Source organism: Desulfomonile tiedjei, assembly GCA_016212925.1.
Lineage (GTDB): Bacteria > Desulfobacterota > Desulfomonilia > Desulfomonilales > Desulfomonilaceae > JACRDF01.
Genome location: JACRDF010000015.1, coordinates 60,995 through 80,951, shown reverse-complemented (window position 1 = coordinate 80,951; position 19,957 = coordinate 60,995). Strand labels below are relative to the sequence as shown.

18 protein-coding genes are annotated in these 19,957 nt (G+C 53.5%); 11 read left to right on the top strand and 7 right to left on the bottom strand.

Features of this window, described 5'->3' with window-relative positions; genetic code table 11:
* The first annotated feature begins 1,071 nt into the window (after nt 1-1,071).
* The 11 genes from HY913_07810 to pstS all read left to right on the top strand — a co-directional run bounded on the left by HY913_07810 (nt 1,072) and on the right by pstS (nt 13,967).
* Entirely contained in the window at nt 1,072-2,043 is a 972-nt protein-coding gene (locus HY913_07810) for an FAD binding domain-containing protein (GenBank protein MBI4963165.1), read from the top strand.
* Nucleotide 2,044: 1 nt separating this feature from the next.
* Nucleotides 2,045-2,521 (top strand): (2Fe-2S)-binding protein, encoded by a 477-nt coding sequence (locus tag HY913_07805; GenBank protein MBI4963164.1) that lies wholly within the window; start codon nt 2,045-2,047, stop codon nt 2,519-2,521.
* A complete protein-coding gene (locus tag HY913_07800) occupies nt 2,522-4,813 on the top strand; it encodes a molybdopterin-dependent oxidoreductase (protein MBI4963163.1) in 2,292 nt (763 codons plus the stop codon).
* Between the two features lie 99 nt (nt 4,814-4,912).
* Entirely contained in the window at nt 4,913-5,383 is a 471-nt protein-coding gene (locus HY913_07795; GenBank protein MBI4963162.1) for a MarR family transcriptional regulator, read from the top strand.
* A 354-nt stretch (nt 5,384-5,737) separates the two neighbouring features.
* Entirely contained in the window at nt 5,738-6,013 is a 276-nt protein-coding gene (locus HY913_07790) for a hypothetical protein (protein MBI4963161.1), read from the top strand.
* A gap of 421 nt (nt 6,014-6,434) precedes the next feature.
* Nucleotides 6,435-7,487 (top strand): CoB--CoM heterodisulfide reductase iron-sulfur subunit A family protein, encoded by a 1,053-nt coding sequence (locus tag HY913_07785; protein ID MBI4963160.1) that lies wholly within the window; start codon nt 6,435-6,437, stop codon nt 7,485-7,487.
* Entirely contained in the window at nt 7,487-9,124 is a 1,638-nt protein-coding gene (locus HY913_07780) for a hydrogenase iron-sulfur subunit (GenBank protein ID MBI4963159.1), read from the top strand. The genes HY913_07785 and HY913_07780 overlap by 1 nt, the downstream gene beginning before the upstream one ends.
* Nucleotides 9,117-10,340 carry a (Fe-S)-binding protein gene (locus HY913_07775; protein MBI4963158.1) on the top strand — a complete coding sequence of 408 codons (1,224 nt, stop codon included), beginning with the start codon at nt 9,117-9,119 and terminating at the stop codon, nt 10,338-10,340. Before HY913_07780 ends, HY913_07775 begins: the two co-directional genes overlap by 8 nt.
* Before the next feature lie 312 nt (nt 10,341-10,652).
* Entirely contained in the window at nt 10,653-11,606 is a 954-nt protein-coding gene (locus HY913_07770; GenBank protein ID MBI4963157.1) for an ankyrin repeat domain-containing protein, read from the top strand.
* Nucleotides 11,607-11,910: 304 nt separating this feature from the next.
* Complete coding sequence (locus HY913_07765) at nt 11,911-12,600, top strand: response regulator (GenBank protein MBI4963156.1); 690 nt, start codon at nt 11,911-11,913, stop codon at nt 12,598-12,600.
* A 350-nt stretch (nt 12,601-12,950) separates the two neighbouring features.
* A complete protein-coding gene (gene pstS, locus HY913_07760; GenBank protein MBI4963155.1) occupies nt 12,951-13,967 on the top strand; it encodes a phosphate ABC transporter substrate-binding protein PstS in 1,017 nt (338 codons plus the stop codon).
* Between the two features lie 176 nt (nt 13,968-14,143).
* On the opposite strand, the gene HY913_07755 is transcribed toward pstS, so the two are convergent.
* The 7 genes from HY913_07755 to HY913_07725 all read right to left on the bottom strand — a co-directional run bounded on the left by HY913_07755 (nt 14,144) and on the right by HY913_07725 (nt 19,946).
* Entirely contained in the window at nt 14,144-14,386 is a 243-nt protein-coding gene (locus HY913_07755) for a hypothetical protein (protein ID MBI4963154.1), read from the bottom strand.
* Nucleotides 14,387-14,474: 88 nt separating this feature from the next.
* Nucleotides 14,475-15,350: a substrate-binding domain-containing protein gene (locus HY913_07750; protein MBI4963153.1), complete on the bottom strand. Its 876-nt coding sequence runs from the start codon at nt 15,348-15,350 to the stop codon at nt 14,475-14,477.
* A gap of 256 nt (nt 15,351-15,606) precedes the next feature.
* The gene (locus tag HY913_07745; protein ID MBI4963152.1) at nt 15,607-16,134 is read right to left on the bottom strand and encodes a class II aldolase/adducin family protein; all 528 of its coding nucleotides are present in this window, start codon (nt 16,132-16,134) and stop codon (nt 15,607-15,609) included.
* 80 nt (nt 16,135-16,214) lie between these two features.
* Complete coding sequence (locus tag HY913_07740) at nt 16,215-16,967, bottom strand: N-acyl homoserine lactonase family protein (GenBank protein ID MBI4963151.1); 753 nt, start codon at nt 16,965-16,967, stop codon at nt 16,215-16,217.
* Between the two features lie 17 nt (nt 16,968-16,984).
* Complete coding sequence (locus tag HY913_07735; protein MBI4963150.1) at nt 16,985-18,214, bottom strand: Tm-1-like ATP-binding domain-containing protein; 1,230 nt, start codon at nt 18,212-18,214, stop codon at nt 16,985-16,987.
* Between the two features lie 271 nt (nt 18,215-18,485).
* Nucleotides 18,486-19,202 (bottom strand): ABC transporter ATP-binding protein, encoded by a 717-nt coding sequence (locus tag HY913_07730; protein MBI4963149.1) that lies wholly within the window; start codon nt 19,200-19,202, stop codon nt 18,486-18,488.
* A 3-nt stretch (nt 19,203-19,205) separates the two neighbouring features.
* Entirely contained in the window at nt 19,206-19,946 is a 741-nt protein-coding gene (locus tag HY913_07725; GenBank protein MBI4963148.1) for an ABC transporter ATP-binding protein, read from the bottom strand.
* Between the last annotated feature and the right edge of the window lie 11 nt (nt 19,947-19,957).

Here is a 19,957-nt window from a genome sequence, read left to right as displayed (position 1 = left end):
AGAGTTGAGAAAGCCAATAACGAATTGGTCGCTAGAAATCCATCTGTTCCTGCAGGCAGATCGAATTGAATAGTTTTCGCGTTGAGATTACCTTCAGCTAGTCTTGCCAGCGGACTGTGTTTCCTTGCGCAAGCAACGATAACCTTGTTTGCTTCGACGGACAAAGCGACTTGAAGCGCCTTCCTAATGTCCGAATTGCGTCCCCCCGCGCTCACACATAGGACGGCGGATTCCTTTCTGAATTGTCCGTCTTGGATAAATTGCAGCGGTGTGAGAGCCAAAGCCATACATCTGGTATGGCGATAATGAAGGTGAGCTGCTACCAGAGCCGAAGTAAAAGATCCTCCAGAGCCAATAGCGACCAGTGGAAGACAGTAACAGTCTTCCAACGTCTTTGTAAGGCCACTGATGTCCATCTTCATGCACGCCGCATAGGTCGAATGCAGCTGCTCAAGTTCTTGGGCGTAAGGTTTTCCCACTGGTGTCCTCTGTAAGCACCGTTTCTAGTACATCTGCCGACAATCTTCACTTCCTCGGAACCTTGAAGGCTCGTGTGAAGAATTTCAGCCACGGCAAGCTGCTCCGTACCTACTGATGCGAAACTATGAGATTGGTCGAGAAGACAGAAACACTCCCGAATGCGCGGAATCTTTTTCGGCCAAGTTGGCCCAATTGTCAAGCCTGAATAGGCAGTATTAGTCCGAAACATAATTGATGCGATAGAGTGGAGACGCAGACACGAGGACTTCTCTCATAAGATTTGCGCATCAGCTCGTCCGAACTCAGAATCGCGTGTCCCCCTCTTTCAGCCCTTCTATTTCTTTCTTAACAGGTTCAATTTACAAATTTCGCACGTCTCGGCAGCGACTCTGAATGGCAGCTCATGTGAAAAAAGGTTTGACATATGATTTAGTTTACTAGTAAATAAATTACATGTTCACTAATTTCTGGATGGCGCTCCCGACGCGATAGGAGGTGCATCATGCTCGTGAAGGCTTCCTTGCCAACCGGTAAACGACCAAAGGGCCCGGATCTGCGCCCACAAATTTCTCGACGGACAGGAGGCAGACCGTGAGGTTACCAAAATTCGATCACAATCAGCCGAAGAGCATCCAAGAGGCTTGTGCGATCCTGCTTGATCGCCCTGACGCAAAGGTTTTGGCAGGAGGGACAGATCTCTTGGTAAACATGAAACACGGGGTCGAGAAGCCGTCCATTGTGGTCAGCCTCAGAGGTTTGCCGGACCTCAATTACGTGCGCAAGGACAATGGCGCCCTACGGATTGGCGCACTCACGCCTCTGAAGAGGGTCTATAACGATCCGTATGTGGCGCAGAAGTTGCCGGCCCTGGCCATCGCTGCTTCCTCCGTGGGATCCTATCATCATCAAATCATGGGGACTATTGGAGGAAATCTGTGCCAACAAACCCGGTGCAAGTATTTCAATCAATCCAAGTGGTGGCGAAGCGCCAGGCCCATTTGTTTCAAAGCCGGCGGTGATCAGTGCCATGTCGCGAAGAAAGAGCATGTCTGCTACTCGACCTACTGTGGTGACGTGGCACCTGCGCTACTGGTGATGAATGCGGAGGCGGTTCTGACCCGAAAAGGGGGATCGAGGCAGGTTCCGCTGGAAGACATATTTTCGGGAGCGGGCAAAACACCAATTAAGCTTGAGCAGGGCGAGATCCTTACCGAGATAGTCGTGCCTGAGCAGGCTGCGGACGGGTTCGCCACGTACAAGAAATCCGCCAATCGTGGGAGCATTGATTTCCCAATTGTGGGAGCAGCTTTGTGGACGTCAAGTTCGACCGGAGAATCGAGGATAGCCTTGACCGCAGTCGATCGCAAACCAGTCAGGGCCCGCCAACTGGAGGATTTCCTGAGAGGCAAGCGGCTAGACGAGGAAACCCTCAAAGCCGTGGACAGCCTGGTTGCCAAGGAGGTCCAATTGATGATGTCGTCGATCGATTCCCTTTCATACAAGAGAAAACTAATGGGAGTGTTGGTCAAAGGCGCACTCAGCGAAGCCACGGGAGGTCGTTAAAGTGAAGCAAGCTATCGCTTTGAATGTAAACGGAGACATCTACGAGGTCCTTATTTCTCCCAACCAGACCCTTCTGGAAGTGCTCAGGGACAAGCTGGGACTGACAGGAACGAAGCGAGGATGCGACCTGGGTGCATGTGGCGCGTGCTCTGTCTTGCTCGATGGTGAGGCCTATCTCTCGTGCCTGATGCTGGCCGTGGACGCGGTCGGCAAAGAAATCGTGACAATAGAAGGCCTCGGTGAAGGCGGTGAGCTACACCCGATCCAAAAGTCCTTCGTTGAGGTGGGCGGATTGCAGTGCGGCTTCTGTACACCCGGAATTGTCATGACAGCCAAGGCCATACTCGACGAGGAACCCGAACCCACTGAAGAAAGCGTCAAGAAGAAGATGGCCGGCAACCTCTGCCGGTGCACCGGGTACAAGAAAGTTGTAGAGGCCGTCATGGATGCGTCCGGAAAGATGGGAGGTAAACGCTAGATGGAAAAGCAATTCAATGTGGTAGGCCGTAGATTGCCTATGGTGGATGCCGCGGCGAAGGTAACCGGTTCCGCGCAGTTTACCGACGACCTGGTCTTTCCGGGAATGCTCCACGGGAAGATTCTGAGGAGCCCGCATGCTCACGCTAGGATACTGAATGTTGACGTCTCAAAGGCAATGCGTCTTCCGGGCGTCAAGGGTGTGGTGACAGGCGCGGAAATCCCGGATCGCCAGTACGGAATAGTCCCCAAGGCAAGAGACGAATACGCTATCGCCAAAGGGAAGGTGCGCTACATCGGCGACGAAGTGGCCGCGGTGTGCGCGATTGATCAGGAAATAGCCGAAGAGGCGGTGGAACTCATTGAGGTTGAATACGAGGAACTGCCCGCGGTGTTCGACCCGCGAGACTCGATAAAAGAGGGGGCTCCGGTAATACACGAGGGAGTGACCAACAATACCTCATTCGCCATAAGAAAGGAATTCGGCGATGTGGAAAAGGCATTTGCCGAGAGTGCCTTGGTTTCCGAGGATTCGTTCTATTCTCAGGCCGTGAACCACGCGCCGATGGAGCCTCACGCTGCGGTGGCGCAGTACGATCCTATCAGGGGCCAGGTTGTTTTGTGGTCAAGCACCCAGATACCATTTTTCCTGAGAAGGAATTTGGCTGCCACTCTCCAAATACCTGAAAGCAGGGTTCGCGTCATCAAGCCCAAAGTCGGAGGGGGATTCGGTCAGAAGATCGACATGTTTGCAAAGGACTTCTGCGCTGCATGGTTCGCTATGAAACTTGGCCGGCCGGTCAAATTTGTTTACGAAAGGGACGAAGTCTTCATAGTTACTCGCCAGCGGCATCCGATGTACCTCACGGTCAAGACGGGAATGGCCAAGGATGGGAGAATCCTGGGCCAACAGTTTCTGGCATATGCCGACGGCGGTGCATATAACAGTACCGCGCCCACGATGATGGCTCTATCCTGCTTTTTCCTCATGGTTCCGTACCACGTACCCAATCTGCTCTACGAGGGCTACCACGTCTATACCAACAAGCCTGTCGGAGGCGCGATGCGCGGGCACGGGATTCCCCAGGCGCGTTTCGCTGTGGAACGGCAACTAGATCTGATGGCAGAGCGACTGAATTTGGACCCTGCCGAGATCCGCGTCAAAAATAGTATCAAAGCAGGGGAACCGCATCCCGGAGGATTCGTTATAAATACCTGCGGTTTCGCCGAGAGCGTGCAACAGGCTGCCGAAGGGATAGGATGGAAGGAAAAGCGCGGCAAGCTCCCCTTCGGCCGGGGAGTGGGAATGGGGGGTGCGTCGTTCCCCAGCGGAGTAACCAATATGAGCCATATCAGTTCCGGCGCCGTGGTCCAAGTCGGCCAGGACGGTGGGGTAAATGTGCTCACCGGGGCCGCGGATATCGGCCAGGGAGCCGAGACCGTGATAGCCCAGATTGTCGCGGAGGTCCTTGGCGTCCGATTTGAGGATGTCCGGGTTACAGCGGCTGACACCGGCATCACGCCTCTTGATCCCGGCACTTTTGGAAGCGGAGTAACGGTAAGGGCCGGCAACGCCGCTAAAATAGCCGCGGAATCAGTGAGGAAAAGGCTTTTCGAGTGCGTGGCCGACGAACTGGAAGCCAATCCTGACGATCTAGTGGCCAAGGACGGAGTCATATTTGTCACCGGGTCACCGGAAATCAACATTACTTTCCCCAAGGCCCTGAAAGCATATCAGTACAAGGACCTGCCAATGCCACTCGTGGGGAGAGCTTCCTGGATGGCTGACACCAGCGAGCCGACCACTCTGTTCAACCAGCCGGGGAACTTCTCTCCGAACTACTCCTTCATGACTCAGGCAGCGGAAGTGGAAGTAGACACTAGCACGGGCAAGGTAAAAGTGATCAAAATGGTGACCGCGCATGACTGCGGCCGGCCTATTAATCCCATGCTCGTCGAAGGACAACTGGAAGGCTCCATAGCCGGTGGAATGGGACAAGCCCTATATGAGAACGTAATTACCGAGAAGGGGCAGGTGATGAACCCGTCATTCCTTGATTATGGCTTCCCTACCACGATGGAAGTCCCGGAAATGGAGTCTTATGACATCGAGACCGATGATCCTGTGGGCCCATTCGGCGCGAAAGAGGCCGGCGAAGGCACACAACTGTCACCCGCTCCGGCCATCGTGAACGCCATCTACGACGCAATAGGCGTGAATTTCAATGAACTCCCGGTGACTCCGGAAAGAATCCTGAAAGCTCTGGAGGAAAAGAAGAAACAGGGCGCGTGATTCAAGGGGAAACGTAAGCTTGGGGACCGGTCCCGGTTCGCGTAGGATGTGATGGCCAGGAGCCCGGGAACCGCAACACATTTCAGAAAAAGGGATTTCATGCTGAAGGATAAGACAAAACGCGACATGGCCTTGGACGAAAGGGTCATGATTTTTATCGTCATGGCTTCGGAGATGTTCAAGAAGAAGTCTTCATCCATTTTTAAGCAGTACGGGCTTACTTTTTCACATTACAATGTCCTGAAGTACTTGGTTGCGTGTGAAGGAGGCCTGGACACTGTAGGCAATGTCAGCAGGCGTATGCTGGTGACAGGGGCAAATGTAACCGGACTTGCCAAACGCATGGAAAAGGCCGGCTTGATCGAAAGGAAGAACGACGCGAAGGACGAGCGCCTCACGATGCTGCAAATCACCCCCATGGCGCTGAAGTGTCTCGATGCAATCCGGGAGATCCAGGAACAACATGTGGCCCAATATCTCCAAACCTGCTCCCAGGAGCAGAAAGGGGAGGTCCTCTCGGTTCTTAAGAACATCGTTAGAAAAGGGAAGCAGCTGGGCAAATACAAATAATCAAGACCACGGGCCGGAATTCCACCGAGGCGCCAAAAGGCCCTGTGCCGCGATGGCAAACCGGCCGCGATGCAGGCTCGCTTCAGTAACCACCAACCTCACACATCCCACCAACTTCAAGACTTGCTAAATGTTTGACCTCCGGCTAACCTCAGTAAGGTAGTCAGGTAACCATTCAATCACGCGGGGAAGATCGCAGGTCAACTACTGCCGAAAATCGACCGGCAAGATCCTGGTGCCACTGTGCGGCCTGCCGGTGCCCTCGATTTCTCCCGCGTACCTGACCGGCGTTTGCAGTTCTTTGCGGCACAGTTATGAACTCCGGACGAGGCACTTCCTGCGGAGGCGTTTATCATGGCCGAGGGAAAAGAGCGGAAGTTAAAATTTCTGGATGTAATCAGGGAATTCATTGAGGGCGCGGTGGTTCGTGAACCGATGCTCGTGGCAATCAAGGAAAAAGCAAGTCTGGAGAACCTGCTCCTGCTTGTGATTTTCGGCGATACACTTGGCATTCCCATTCCGCGTTCGTACTATTCTCTCCGACTTTTGCCGTACGTAGTCCCGCGCCTGGAAGCGTGGAAACGCGGGTTGTTGAGGCAGAAAGATTGGACTGACATCGCCTTCGACTAGGCTTCACCCCCATTCTGTCATCGCCGCACCATTGTTTTCCTTTCCTGACCCAGCTTCTTCATTACGACAACGATTGTACAGTCCCGTCTGGGTAAATCGTGGTATATATGAATCAATGGATTCTTATACTGATGGCGAAAAAAAATAATGTCCGTTTGGCCACGGGATGAACAGTGTGGTCGGTGGATCGTAACCCTGCATCCCCGCAATACGCGCTTCTCACGCCCGTCGTTCCCGCGAAAGCGGGAACCTTGTAGGCACCGGCCTCCGTGCCGGTGCACATTTTGGCCGGCAGGGACGCCGGCCCTACGATTCCTGCTTTCGTAGGAATGACGCGAGATCGCCCAGGCAAATCGGAAAAAAAATCTGACAAACGGTACATATTCCCTGAATCGTGCGTCTGTGATCCGAGGTTCTCGAAATGGTCAAGGAACCGGTAATCATCATCGGCGGCGGAGTCGCCGGTTTGTCTGTTGCTAAAACGCTTATCGACAGTGGAATAGACTGCACGATAATTGAGAAAGGCGTCGGCCTCGGCGGCCACGCTCACGATTGGGCCTGCATGGCCACAGATCAATGCCAACGGTGCTTTTGCTGCGTTGCCGAGGACCTTGTTCGCGGCATATGCACATCTGAGAGGGCTCAGGTTCTAACCGGCCGGCAGGTGTCTTCCATCCTCAACGCAGATGGCAATGGGATAGAACTCCTGGTCAGAGAGGATAGCACCGGTACTGAAGTGCGCGCGGCAGCGACGGCTCTGGTCTTGGCCACAGGCTTCGAGCCTTATAACCCCGTTGAAAAGACGTTATGGGGTTATAAGCGGCTGGAGGGTGTGTACACCCTGGCCGAAGTAGACACGCTCCTGCGTGAGGACTTGTTGTCGCGGTTTACTCGCGGGGACAACGGCCTCAGCGTTGCCTTTTTCCAATGCGTCGGATCGAGGGACCCGAGTTCCGGAGCGAATTACTGCTCACAGTATTGTTGCAAAGCTGCGTTGCGGCTGGCCTTGAAAATGATCCACGAATGTCCGCGGACCGAAGTCACCGTCTTCTATATCGACCTGCAACTGGCGGGGAAGTACAGCGGCGAATTGTTGAGAAACGCGGAACAGAATAAGGTCCGCCTTCGCCAAGGTGTGCCAGGGGAAGTCACAGAGGGTCCCGAAGGCCTTCTGGACGTAATAGTGCAACAGGATGGCCGAAACGTGAAACAATCCTTCGACCGTATCGTCTTGTCAGTGGGCCAAAGGCCTGCCCACGCCTTATCCTCGCTGTCCGGACAATTGGGCCTCACCGTCAACGATTTCGGATTCATCGACCCATTAGGGGTAATGGAAAATAGTCGGACAGCGGTTCCACGCGTCTATGTCGCCGGAACTTGCTCCGGGCCAAAAGACATCGAGCAGACACTTGAGAATGCAGGCCAGACCGCTGCGGCAATTATCGAGGATTTTCGACGAGAGGGATTACTGTGATGATGAATCATGCCATCGGAGATGAAGCAAACCCGAAAGATTGCGCACGGTTGCCGCGAGTTCTTGTGGTTGGAAGCGGCATGGCCGCTGAGGTGGCTGCACGTTCCATGGCCGAGATGGGTATTGACGTCACTTTCGCCAGAGTCCGAGGCGCTCAACCTAACGTTTGTTTTGCGCACCCCGGCACCACTATGGAGGAAGCGTCGCAGTTCATGCAACACGACCCGCAAGGTGTCGAAGTGCTGGACGTGGACTCCGCGCCCGTTGTCAATCGAGCCCTGGGTGGCTTCAGAGCAGTATTCGAAGACCACGCGGATGCGCTCTTCGATTGCCTTTTTCTGGCGCCGGGAATTTCGCTGAAGCCCGTGCCGGCCATGCTGCCTGAATCCACGGAGCTGTTTAGCGCCCGGACGGTGGTTGGAACTAATGAGCGGGTAGCCTTCTTGCTGGATTTTCTGGAACCGTCTGATGCAGCGAACGGAATGGCCGCGATCGAACTTGCAGTTCAAAACGTCCTCAATGGCGGGTCATCGGCAGTTTGTTTCAGAAATGTCCCTGTGATGCACCTCTTTGGGGAAACTATATACCAAGGCGCCCGAAAAGCCGGTGTGCAGTTTGTTCGATTCGGGGATCAATTGCCGCATGTGGTCTTTTCGACCGGCGCCGAAGGTCCCGCTCGGTTCCGAGTTTCTGTCGTGGATGTGATTGACGAAGAAAACGAGTGGGCATGGGACTGCGACAGAGTAATCTCGGTTACCGGCCCTGATCCCTCGTCCATTCCGAAATGGGCTGTGGAAATGGCAAAAGGGGAGCTGGATTCCGGCGGTTTTCTTTTGGCGGATAGCGTGCACTGTGCATCGGGGTCTTCGTTTGGTTCCGGGGTCTTCCTGGTGGGTGAGGCTACGGGAAGCCTTGATATGCTCGGCTGTGTTGCCACTGCCAGGGCCGCGGCTGCGAAAGCTGTGGCCGGCATAAGAAGGTCCTCTTTGGAAACGGAAGACCAGGCCGTTTCCGTCAGCACGGCTTGCGCGAGATGTTTGACGTGTTATCGTATATGTCCGCATGAGGCGCTGCTATTGGGAACCGAGTCATCTCAGGGCCGTGTCCAGCCGTGGCTGCCATTCTGCCGAAAGTGTGGCATCTGCGAATCGGTATGCCCGACCATGGCGATTCGGTTGAAAGACAGTCCGGAGGAATCCCTGATCTCAACTATGAGAAGCTCAAGTCCATCCGAAATAGGGGAAACCACTTTCGTGTTCGGATGCCGGCGGTCCGCCGGAGTGATCGCCGAGTCTGCTCAGTTGCCGAAAGACGTTCGCTTTCAAGCCGTCCCGTGCGCAGGTAATGTCTCGGAATACATGATATGGTCCACTCTGGCGGCAGGGGCAAAAGCAGTTCTCCTGGTCGGATGCCACAACGGCAATTGCGCTTCCCGCACGGGCACGCACTGGGCTGCCGCGCGGGTGCAACGGGGTGTGGCCTCGGGGATATTGGGTCAGGAAACGCCGAGAATCGGTTACCTTACCGTCGCTGCTAACGAGCCGGCCCGTTTTCAACGGCTTTTGGGCGAGTTCATCGACCGATGTGCGGCGGCCGGCAATGGCCGGATTGGGCACACAGGAGACTATCATGATTGACCCGTCGTCCGCGCGGGGATGCGGACCTACCACGACGAACCCCTTAATTGCCGACGAGCAGGCGTATCGCGCGTGCATGACTTGTGGCCAGTGCATTTCCCGATGCTTCTTGACCTACGGTTACCCGGAGATGAATCCGAGGAAACTTGTCCACAGAATGGCAACAGGACATGACCAGGAACTGGCGGGTTCCGAGTTTATCTGGGCTTGCACTCTTTGTGCGCGGTGCACCACGGACTGCCCCCAAGGAATCGAAATGGACATCCTTGTGAGGCAATTGCGCCGGATCGCGTGGCAAAAGGGGAATGCGCCGGAGAGAATAGTCGAAGGCGTCAAGAAGGCCGTCGAATTCGGCAATAATTCAGGCCTGGAGGGGGAAGCATTTATTGATATGGCCGAGTGGCTTGCCGAAGAACTGGCCGACGAGATGGAAGATCTGCCTGAAGAGGGTCTCGCTGTTCCAATGGACAAGGAAGGAGCAGAGGTCCTATACGTTCCCAACCCTCGAGAGTACACGTCAAATCCCACCATGTTTCAGACGTATATGAAATTCTTCACGTACACAAACACTGACTGGACAATGTCTTCGCGGGTTTTTGACATTACCAATTGGGCCTACTACCTCGGAGACCACGAAGACGCTGTGGCCATCGTCCGAAACCTTGTTGAAGAAGCTCGGCGCCTCAAAGTGCGCACGCTCCTGTCTACCGAATGCGGGCATGGGTTCAAAATCCTGAGAAAAGATGCGGAACGCTGGCTCGGCGAACCTCTTGGGTTCGAGGTCCTGTCGGTGGTGGAACTCGCTCATCAATATCTGGAACAGGGCAGACTCGCGATAAAACCCGGCCTTATCGACGGACGGGTCACGTACCATGATCCTTGCAACGTGGGCCGCAAGCTGGGTGTGTTCGAAGAGCCCAGAGCGATTCTCAAAGCCATCGCCGCCGACTTCGTGGAATTGTGGCCGAACAGAAAATACAGTATCTGCTGCGGAGCGGGTGGCAGCGTAGGCCAAAACGCGGACATGGGGACGAAGCGCCTTGAACATGCTCGAGCAAAACATGACCAGATAATGAGGACCCAGGCAAATATTGTTACGACGTCGTGTCAGAATTGCCTAAGCCAACTCCAAGACTTGCAAAGTCGTTACGACATGCCGGTGACAGTCAAATCGGTAATAGAACTGCTGGTTGAGGCGATGGATAGTCCAATTTAGTACTGCCTGAAAATATTCTGAACAGGATTTCATAAACCGTCCTTTTCGATCATTGCCAGTGAAGCGGTTGTTGAAAGTTTTGACTGATTGCCGCGTCTGGCACTGATACCTAGCACGCTGCGGATTGATGCGACCCGCGTCTCGCCAGTCCAAAAAAGGACGGGCAATCCCGCTTTCTCCGCGTGGCCCTCCTTCCGGCCGTTTGGCCGATTTTGCGAATCTAACCAAGATCTTGTGCAACATTAATCTTGATCTAACTTTTCACCGCGAAAATCCGGTTCAAGGATAAACGTCGAATTGAAAGCAGGTGGAATGAAAATCAATCATCTGGAAGAGCTGGGGCATGGCGCACATAGGAACCACGATCACTACGGGCATGAACTTATTGAAGCCGCGCGGTCCGGAGACTTGAAGAGCGTGAAGCGCCTTCTGAGTACAGGTGTTCCCGTGGATTTCAAGGACCAAGACGATAAGACGGCCTTCATGTGGGCATGCATAGAAGGAAGGAGCCAGGTCATGAAACTTTTGATGGCAAACGCTGTTGACATTAACGGAATGGACAGGAACGGTTCCACCGCACTAATCGAAGCCGCCCTCTGGGGGCATGGTCGGGTGGTAAAACTGTTGCTGGAAAAAGGCGCGGACGTTCGAGCAAAGGAGCGCCTTCTGGAGGCCACGGCCTTGATTTTCACCTGCCTGGCCGGCCACTTGGAAATCGCCAAAGATCTCCTTGATGGGGGCGCGGAGATCGAGGCCCGAGACAAAGACGGCAGAACCGCCCTTCTGGAAGCAGCTTTTGCGGGCCACACGGAACTGGTGAAAATGCTGGTTCGTCGCGGGGCTAACGTAAATGTAACGAACAAGTACGGAACAACGCCCCTTATTGCTGCGGCAGTCACCGGAGAACCCGAGATCGTTGAGCTGCTCCTCGCAAAGGGGGCTGATGTGAATGCGGCCAACAAGTACGGGAAGACCCCGCTGATGGAAGCTTCACTCGCGGGCTGCCACCGAACCGTCGCGCTTCTATTGGCTCGCGGCGCGAACATACAAACCGGCGACAAGGACGGCCGCACAGCGCTGATTGGGGCAGCCTCTGCGGGTCAACGGGAAGTTGTTGAAATGCTCTTGGACCATGGTGCTAACATCCGGCAAAAAGACAAACAGGGCAACTCGGCCGTAAAAGAGGCCCTAAGGTTCGGCCGGACGGACGTGGCAAAGGTGCTGTTGGCAAGCCTGGAATCCGAGAGGCGTGATACCGCGGCTTAAAGAGTTTGTGCGCCGAGTCCGGAAGGCTGGGATAGCCGCTGTCAGCCCCACCAGACGCGAGCCCTCGCTCTTAATGGCAGAGTGAAATCAAGTCGCTATCCGGCCTCTGGATTTAACAATCTTCTAACAACCTCGTAACCCTTCTCCAATAATTTCGTTAGAGAATAGCAAAACCAAATCGGGGGCGACCGGCTTGTATGTGGCGCAAATCAAGCCCCTCGAAAATTGCAGGCGACTGTGAAACATCTGCCGGAGAATCGACTTTTCCGGAACTGACCTAACGATCAGAGACTGAGAGACCGCCATGGCTAAAGAAAAGATCCTCGTGGTTGATGACGAGCCAGACATTCTGGAGTTGGTTAAATACAACCTGGCGAAGGAAGGATATCGTGTCCACTGCCTACTTTCCGGTGAACAAGCTTTGAGAAAGGCAGCCGAAGAGCATCCTGATGCGATACTGCTTGATCTTATGCTACCTGATCTGGACGGATTGGATGTGTGTCGCCAATTAAAAAACAATCCGGCTACCAGGCACATACCGGTAATCATGCTAACTGCAAAGGGCGAGGACGCGGATGTCGTCACCGGCCTGGAGTTGGGTGCTGAGGACTACATCGTCAAGCCTTTCAGTCCACGAATTCTTCTGGCCAGACTAAGAGTAGTCTTTCGCCGGAAGGAACGTCTTGCCTCCGACGAAGACGCAGTGGTTCACATGCACGATTTGACTATCGACCCTAACCGTCACGAAGTCCTTTTAGAGGGAAGACCGATGGGACTCACGACTACTGAATTTCGGATTCTCCATTTTCTCGCACGCCGGCCCGGCCGGGTATTCAGCCGAGATCATATAATAAGCGGCGTAAGAGGAGAGGATTATGCGGTTACCGAGCGATCTGTCGATGTCCAGATCGTGAATCTACGAAAAAAACTCGGCAAATCGGGGGACGCGATCGAGACCGTCAGAGGCGTGGGGTACCGGTTCAAGGAACAATGAGAACACGGTTTCGGGCCGATAGACCTGTTCAGCCGGTGCTTCCGGCATATATGGCTCAGACGCGTTCTCAACCGGCGCAACCATGTCTTAATTTCTATCTGAATTCTAACGTCTCCCTAGCCATCCCTTAACAGCAATCTTCTTTAATGAGATCCGGCCCTGGAGGCCTTCTATTCCTTGCGCACGCAGGCAGGGCCGCAATGCCGTTGATCCTGTTGCACTTACGGCATCTGATAAGGACCCCTGTAGAGCCTAAAACTAAGCCAAAGAGGAGGATGCAAATGGGAAAATGTAGGAATTTGACAAAGCCGGCTCGGGTAAGACTTTCTTTGTGGCTTCCTTTGGCCTTGATGTTTCTTGTTGCCCTGCCGGGCGTTGTGAATGCAGGGCCGGACATCGAAAATGTTACTGGGGCCGGAGCTTCATTCCCGTACCCCGTCTATGCCAAGTGGGCTACAAAGTACAACCAATACACCGGCCTGAAGATCGCCTACCAGTCCATTGGGTCCGGTGGGGGAATAGCTCAAATCAAAGCAAAAACCGTTGACTTCGGAGCTTCCGATGAGCCTCTGAAAGCTGAAGACCTATCCAAGGACGGATTGATCCAGTTCCCCATGATCATGGGCGGAGTGGTGCCGGTAGCAAACATTGAAGGGGTGAGCAGAGGAAAACTCAAGCTTACGCCGGAACTGCTGGCGGACATATTCCTCGGTAAGATCAAGAAATGGAATGACCGAAGAATCGTGGCGGTTAATTCGGACGTGAAATTGCCCGACCAAGAAATAACTGTGGTGCACAGGGCGGATGGTTCCGGAACCACCTGGATCTTCACCAACTATCTGAGCAAAGTCTCCAGCGAATGGAAGGAAAAGATCGGCGGCGGCAAATCGGTTTCCTGGCCGACCGGTGTCGGTGGCAAGGGAAATGAAGGTGTCTCCGCTCTGGTGAAGAAGACGGCAGGAGGCATCGGCTATGTCGAGTATGCGTACGCTCTCAAGGAACGGCTAAAGTACGTTCAGCTTCAAAATAACGCGGGGAAATTCATCACTCCTACCATCGAGACATTTCAGACCGCGGCTGCGAACGCGGATTGGGAAAAGGCCCCAGGTTTCTACATTGTGCTTGTCGATCAGCCTGGCGAGAAAAGCTGGCCAATTACTGGAGCTTCATACATACTCATGCACAAAGACCAGGCAGATCCCGCAAAAGCCCATGCCGTTTTGAAATTTTTCGATTGGTGTTTTAAGAATGGCGCGGACGCAGCCAAAGAGCTTCACTATGTGCCCATGCCGACAAAAGTATTTACTCTCGTGGAGTCTGTGTGGGCAAAGGACATGAGTGCCGGCGGCTCACCGGTTTGGAAGTAGAATCTGTTCGGTCAGCTTCAGGAATAAAGGAGCTCATGCAGAGAGCCGTGGGCTCTCTGCATGTCCGGATTTCCTGCCTCGCATGAAGGCAGTGTCGGCGTGTCGGATTCAGCCTTGGAAAGAAACATCAGACCAGATGTTTCGCCGACGGAAGGCCCGTGGAGCTGCCGCTTCTGTCAGTTTACTTTTTCTACCGTTGCGCACAGCATGGATAGCTGGTCCCTTGCCACGTCCAAGCTTCCGGTCAAGGCGTCAACCTTGTGTCCAATGGACTTCACGTTTTCCTCGCTGGCTCTCAAATTGCGAAGTCCCTCGCAGAAACGTTCTACTTTCCGGTCCAAATCACTGACCCGCTGGGCAATTTGATCGATCCTCGTTGCCATTTCTTTTACAACTTCGGGAACGGGCAATACAGGCATTTCCTGATTCCTTCCTTTCTACGGAATTATGGGGGCACCCTAAGCGTCCCCTTCTTCGTGAATGTATTTCCTTCGCAGAGTCATCTCTTCACTTAAGAGCAGCGGTTCCAGGGGCCTCGGCATACTGGCGCCCAAGACCCCGCCGAACGCAGAAGTTGACGAATTGCTTGACTTCATGTGCTTCAGAGCGGACATCATAGTACAGGAAGAGTGGTGTAGACAGCGGGTACGATTGATTTCGAATTGTGTCCACAGACGGCATGACGGCCTGCGAACCCTCATCTTCCTTTATGCCTATTATCTTGACCATGCCCTTGATTCTGCCCCGGATCGCTTCCGTGTACCGCGCATCGGCTATGGAACCCTTTCGCGCTCGGACGGCCCTTACTATGTCGGGATCGAACAGCCGTACTGTTTGCTGCCACATTGGGAAGCCGCCGAGGACGAATTCCTTGAAGAACTTCTCTGTGCCCGAAACCGACTCATCACGGGACATCGTCACGATGGGCTCATCCGACCCGCCAACCTCTTTCCAATTCTGGTACTCGCCGAGAAATATTTTCCGCACTTGTTCCAACGTGAGATAGTCAACAGGGTTTGCAGGGTCAGTTACCATAACCACGGCGCCCCAACCCACCAATTGTTCGTGCAATTGCATCCCCAGTTCAGCAGCTTCGTTCTTCAGGTCGTCGTCCAATTTTCCCAAGGCCATGATTGCGTCGCTGGTTTTATCCGACATTGAGGTAAGAAAGGAATAAGGTTCCGCACAGGTTACCGACACGTTTGCTTCAGGCCGTCGTTCAGCGTAGTACTTGGCGAGATCCGTAAGGTTGAAATACATATATCTTGAGCCGCTAATTCGTACGATGTTGTTTTCCTGGGCGGAAACATTCAAGACCCATATGATCAACATAATCAGCATTGCCTTAATTGCACGGAATAGCACCTTGCGACACCTATTCATTGGCTGACTCCTTTTTAAGCCGTCGAAATTGTATACCCCGACATGCGGCAGGGGCGCTTACCGACGCTTCCCCATCAAAGCATTACAAAATGGTAGAAACCGGATTTGGCTGACGAACTTTATTGGTGTGTATAGTCTGCGTTGGTTAGGGCTGTATTAGGGGCAAACTAAATTCGCGTTTATTATGTTTTTGGATGTCTATCCGGAACAAAATCGTGGAAGGGCTATTGGCTGGTTATGAGTGGCACTTGAGAGGTTATTTTACTGTTGAGAGCAGAGTACTTAGGTAGGCGATTCGAGCCGATTCCTCCACGAGTTCCGCCAGGTTCTGGGCCTGGGAGATTACAGGGCCGGCTGCGATTATCCCGTGATCAAACAGAAGAGCTGCCTGAACAGATTTGTCCGAGAACGCTTTTGCAATGGATGCTGCCAGCGTCTCGCTGCCCTCCGCGTGGGGTGGGATGACCGGAATCTTGCCGAGGATGCGTTTCGCGTGAACCGTTTTCAAGGGGATTTCGTGCCTGCACACCGCAAAGGTAGTGGCAAAAGGCGGGTGGTAGTGAACAATGCCACCTACATCCGGCCGAACCAGGTAAATGCTCAAATGTGAATTGACCTCTTTGGTGGGTTTGCCTGCTCCCTCCACTGGACCGCCTGCGCTGTCAGTCACCAGGAGGTCTTCTTCTTGGAGGTCGAAGAGGGCTATACCGCTCGGCTTGACAAGGAAACGCTCTCCCTGAAGCCTCATGCTGAGATTTCCGCCGCTTGAGGTTTGCATGCCCATTTGAAGGGCCCTTCGGCATGTCCTGATGAACTCTTTTCGATCTGATGAAAATGAAAGCACAACGATGACCTTACAAGATCCTAAGGATATACACTTTTCTCGGACACGCCCGTGCCGTGCCCGGTCAAGATATGATCCGCCTTCTCGAAGATCTTCTCCATGCTGGAAAACATCTCGAAAACATTAACGTACCTCCCCATGGGCGTAAAAGGAAGGTTTCGATGCTTGTCCGGCTGAAGGTTCTCATCCGCGAACACCGCATCGCCCGCTATCACAAAAACTCCTTCGGCGGGCTTTACAGCCACCGACTGATGGCCCGGACAATGGCCGGGAGTAGGAAAAAGAGTAATGAAGTCATTGTATTGGTATTCCCCGTCCACGGTCCGAAAATCGACCCCGTCAAAAGGCGCGGTGACTCCAAGGTGTTTCGATTCATAGGACTTATGATAGAGGACATGCGGATTCAAGGCAAAAGCCAATTCCTTTGCATGAACGTAATAGTCCGCATTCTTGAACAATTTCATGTTAGAGCAGTGATCCCAGTGGAGATGGGTGAACAGGACCGCGTTTATGTCGTCAACCTTCACTCCCAGCTTTTCCAACTGTTCGTCGATGCGAAACCCTTCGGGTTGGTATGACCCCGGGTGATGCCAGTCAGCCCTTTTCGTGTCACTCATTCCCGTGTCAACCAGTATTTTCTCTGTTCCGCCGGTGATCAGAAATGCCCAGGTGGGGACCTCTACTTCTACTCCGTTTCCATGACCCGGTGTAATGTATGCGCCCTTGTCCAACTTGATGTAGCCGGTGTTTATCGGAATGATCTTCACATCCATTGCGTCGTTCCTCGCGTTCACATCTGTCGATCCAGCATCTTCATCATAAGCGCGACTCCTTCGCGAACAAATGAATCGTCATTAATATGTGCGTCGTATTCAATGATCCGTGACTTATCCTTCAAATGTTGCCGCAAGGTCTGAATGAACATTCTGTCGGTTTCCGGATCGTAAAAAGGCCTCCCTTCGGCGTTCGGTTCTGAAAAGCCCCTGAGAGGCACAAGTATTTTCACAGGCACAGTCGCCTTGTTGATCTTCTTGGCCATGAATTTCGCGGCCTTGATCATCTCATGGCCCGTGCCGCGCACAAGGGTAATATTTCGATTGTGGATGATGTGTTTTCTTTTTTTCCATGCAGCGGGAAGACCGTCGAAAGGACCTTTGCAGATGTAGTCTATGGCGCCGGGAGCCATGACACAGGGTATTTTGGCTTTGGACAGGACATCCAATCGAGCCTTACCTGAAGCGAAGATCCCCTTGCCGACCTCGTCCAAAATCTCATGCGTCGTCCAGTCCATGATCCCGTCGAAATACCCCGCCTGGGCCATATGCTCCATGGCCGTCCCGCCGATTCCCGTTGCATGGAAAAGGATCATCTCATAGCCATTTTCATTGAAGATCTTTTTCATCCTCATCAGTCCGGGAGTGGTTACGCCGAAAGCGGTGGCGCCAATGACTTGCCGATTCCCCTTTTCAATGGGGCGATAGTTGTTCACCATGCCGATTAGGGCGCTGACCGCGTTCTCAAGGATTCTCACAAAAACGTAATTGAGCCCGAACACATCAGTGACAGAAGGAAAGACGGCTATGTCTTGCGTTTGCAAGAACGGCCGCATATCCCCGGCCGCGATGGTGGACACCATGACCTTTGGAAATCCAAGCGGGAGTGCTTGCATGGCCGCGGTTCCCATGGCCGTGCCTTGTCCGCCCCCGAGTGCGATGACACCGTGAATCTTTCCCTCACGATGCAAATCCGAAAGGCAGGCTGTCAGGCCTTTGGTCATGGCCTGGATGATCTTCCCTTTGTCGCGAGTCCCTACGAGTTCCGTTAATTTAAAACCTGCCCTTGCGGCCACTTCTTCTCTCGGAATGTCTCCGCGGGCGATCGGCTTGCCCATGGGCCCCGGATCCACAAGGAGGCTTTTGATCCCGTGTTTTCCCAAGAAATCCCTAATATACAGGCATTCTTCGCCCTTGGTATCGAGCGTGCCGATGATGAGAACTGTTTTTTCTTCAGATGCGTTCATGGGCGGCGCAACTTAGAATGGGCGCGGGCATTGCATGTCGCAGAACCCTGAACAAGTGATTCGCCGTGCGTGGGGGTAGGGGCAGGCCCCCGCGCCTACCCCTTGGCGGGAATCACGGCAGCCCGGGCGCGGCGACAGAGGTCCGCACCCACAACGCATGACCCGGTTGTTTAAGCGGGGGCATATTTTCATGCTCTTGCCTCCGGATTCCCTTTCGAATTTGTAATAGTTTCTCTGGCGCAAAGCCGCCTCAAGCCCGGTGAACGGTTACTCAAATCTTTGCTCCCAAGCATTGAACCACTTCGTCCATGCAGCAACTTAGCTCTTCCAAATTGCCGGTCATCCGGATTTGGCCCTTTTCCATGATGTAGGCCCTTTGGTTCTCGCTAAGCCTCATGGCCATTTCCACGTGCTGCTCCACCAGCAGGATCGTGACTCCGTCATTCTGAAGCTTCTTTATAATTTCCATGATCTCGTGAACTATCTTGGGGGCCAAGCCCTCACTGGGCTCATCAATGAGCATAAGTTTCGGTTGGGCCATCAATCCTCTGGCGATGGTCAGCATTTGTTGCTCGCCGCCGGAGAGTTTCCCTCCATCTTGCTTCAACCGCTCCTTGAGCTTGGGGAAATAGTCAAAGACCATCTCAAAGAGCCGATCACGATCGTTTGTTTTGCCACGGACCAACGAACCCAGCTTGAGGTTCTCATATACCGTTAGATTGGGGATGATTCGTCTATCCTCGGGGATCAACGAGATGCCCATTTTTGCAATCTTGTGCGGCGGCAGGCCCGCTATGTCTTCCCCAAAGAAGAGGACCTTGCCTGTCTTGGGAGGCTGAATGCCCATTATGGTCTTCATCGTGGTGGTCTTCCCCACACCGTTTCGACCGAGGAGGACCACGATCTCCCCTTCTCGGACTTCAAGGGAAACACCCTGCAAAATGTGACTGTAACCATAATAGGTATTCACGTCTTCGAGACGAAGCATGGCTTATTTCTCCCCAAGGTAGACACTTTGGACGTCCTCGTTGTCGCTGACCTCTTGCGGGGTCCCGACTGCCAAGACACGGCCTTCATTTAGCACCACGACCTCGTCGGAAATGTTCATCACAACGCTCATGTCGTGTTCGACCAGAACGATTGAGAGTCTCAGACTGACATTGAGTTCTTTTATCAGGTCCGAGCACAGGAACGTCTCGGCGCAGCTCATGCCCGCGGTAGGCTCGTCGAGGAGCAAGACTTCCGGCTCGGTCGCCAAGGCTATTCCAATCTCCAGGTACCTTCTTTCGCCATGAGACAGCGTCGAAGCAAGGTGATTCCTTTTTTCAGCCAGTTGCACTCGTTCAAGAACTCTTTCCGCCATCTCGTTGACTTTTTTGTACGAGGCGGCCGTTTTCCAGAAGTTGAACGAGGTTTCCTTCGATTGAGCGGAAATGCGAATATTCTCGAAGACCGTCAGGTTGGGAAAGATGTGATTGATCTGATACGTCTTTGTTATCCCCAGCCGAGACACTTGATGCAATGGCAGATCGGTAATGTCTCTATCTTTGAAAATCACCTGCCCCGCGGTGGGTTGATAGACTCCCGCTATCAGGTTGAAAAGCGTGGTCTTTCCGGCTCCGTTGGGACCTATAATGGAAGTGAGCTGCCCTGTTTTCAGGACAAAATCCACTCCATCCACCGCCCTAAGGCCACCGAAGTGCTTCGAGACCTTTTCTGTTCGTATGACCATGGAATCAGCCT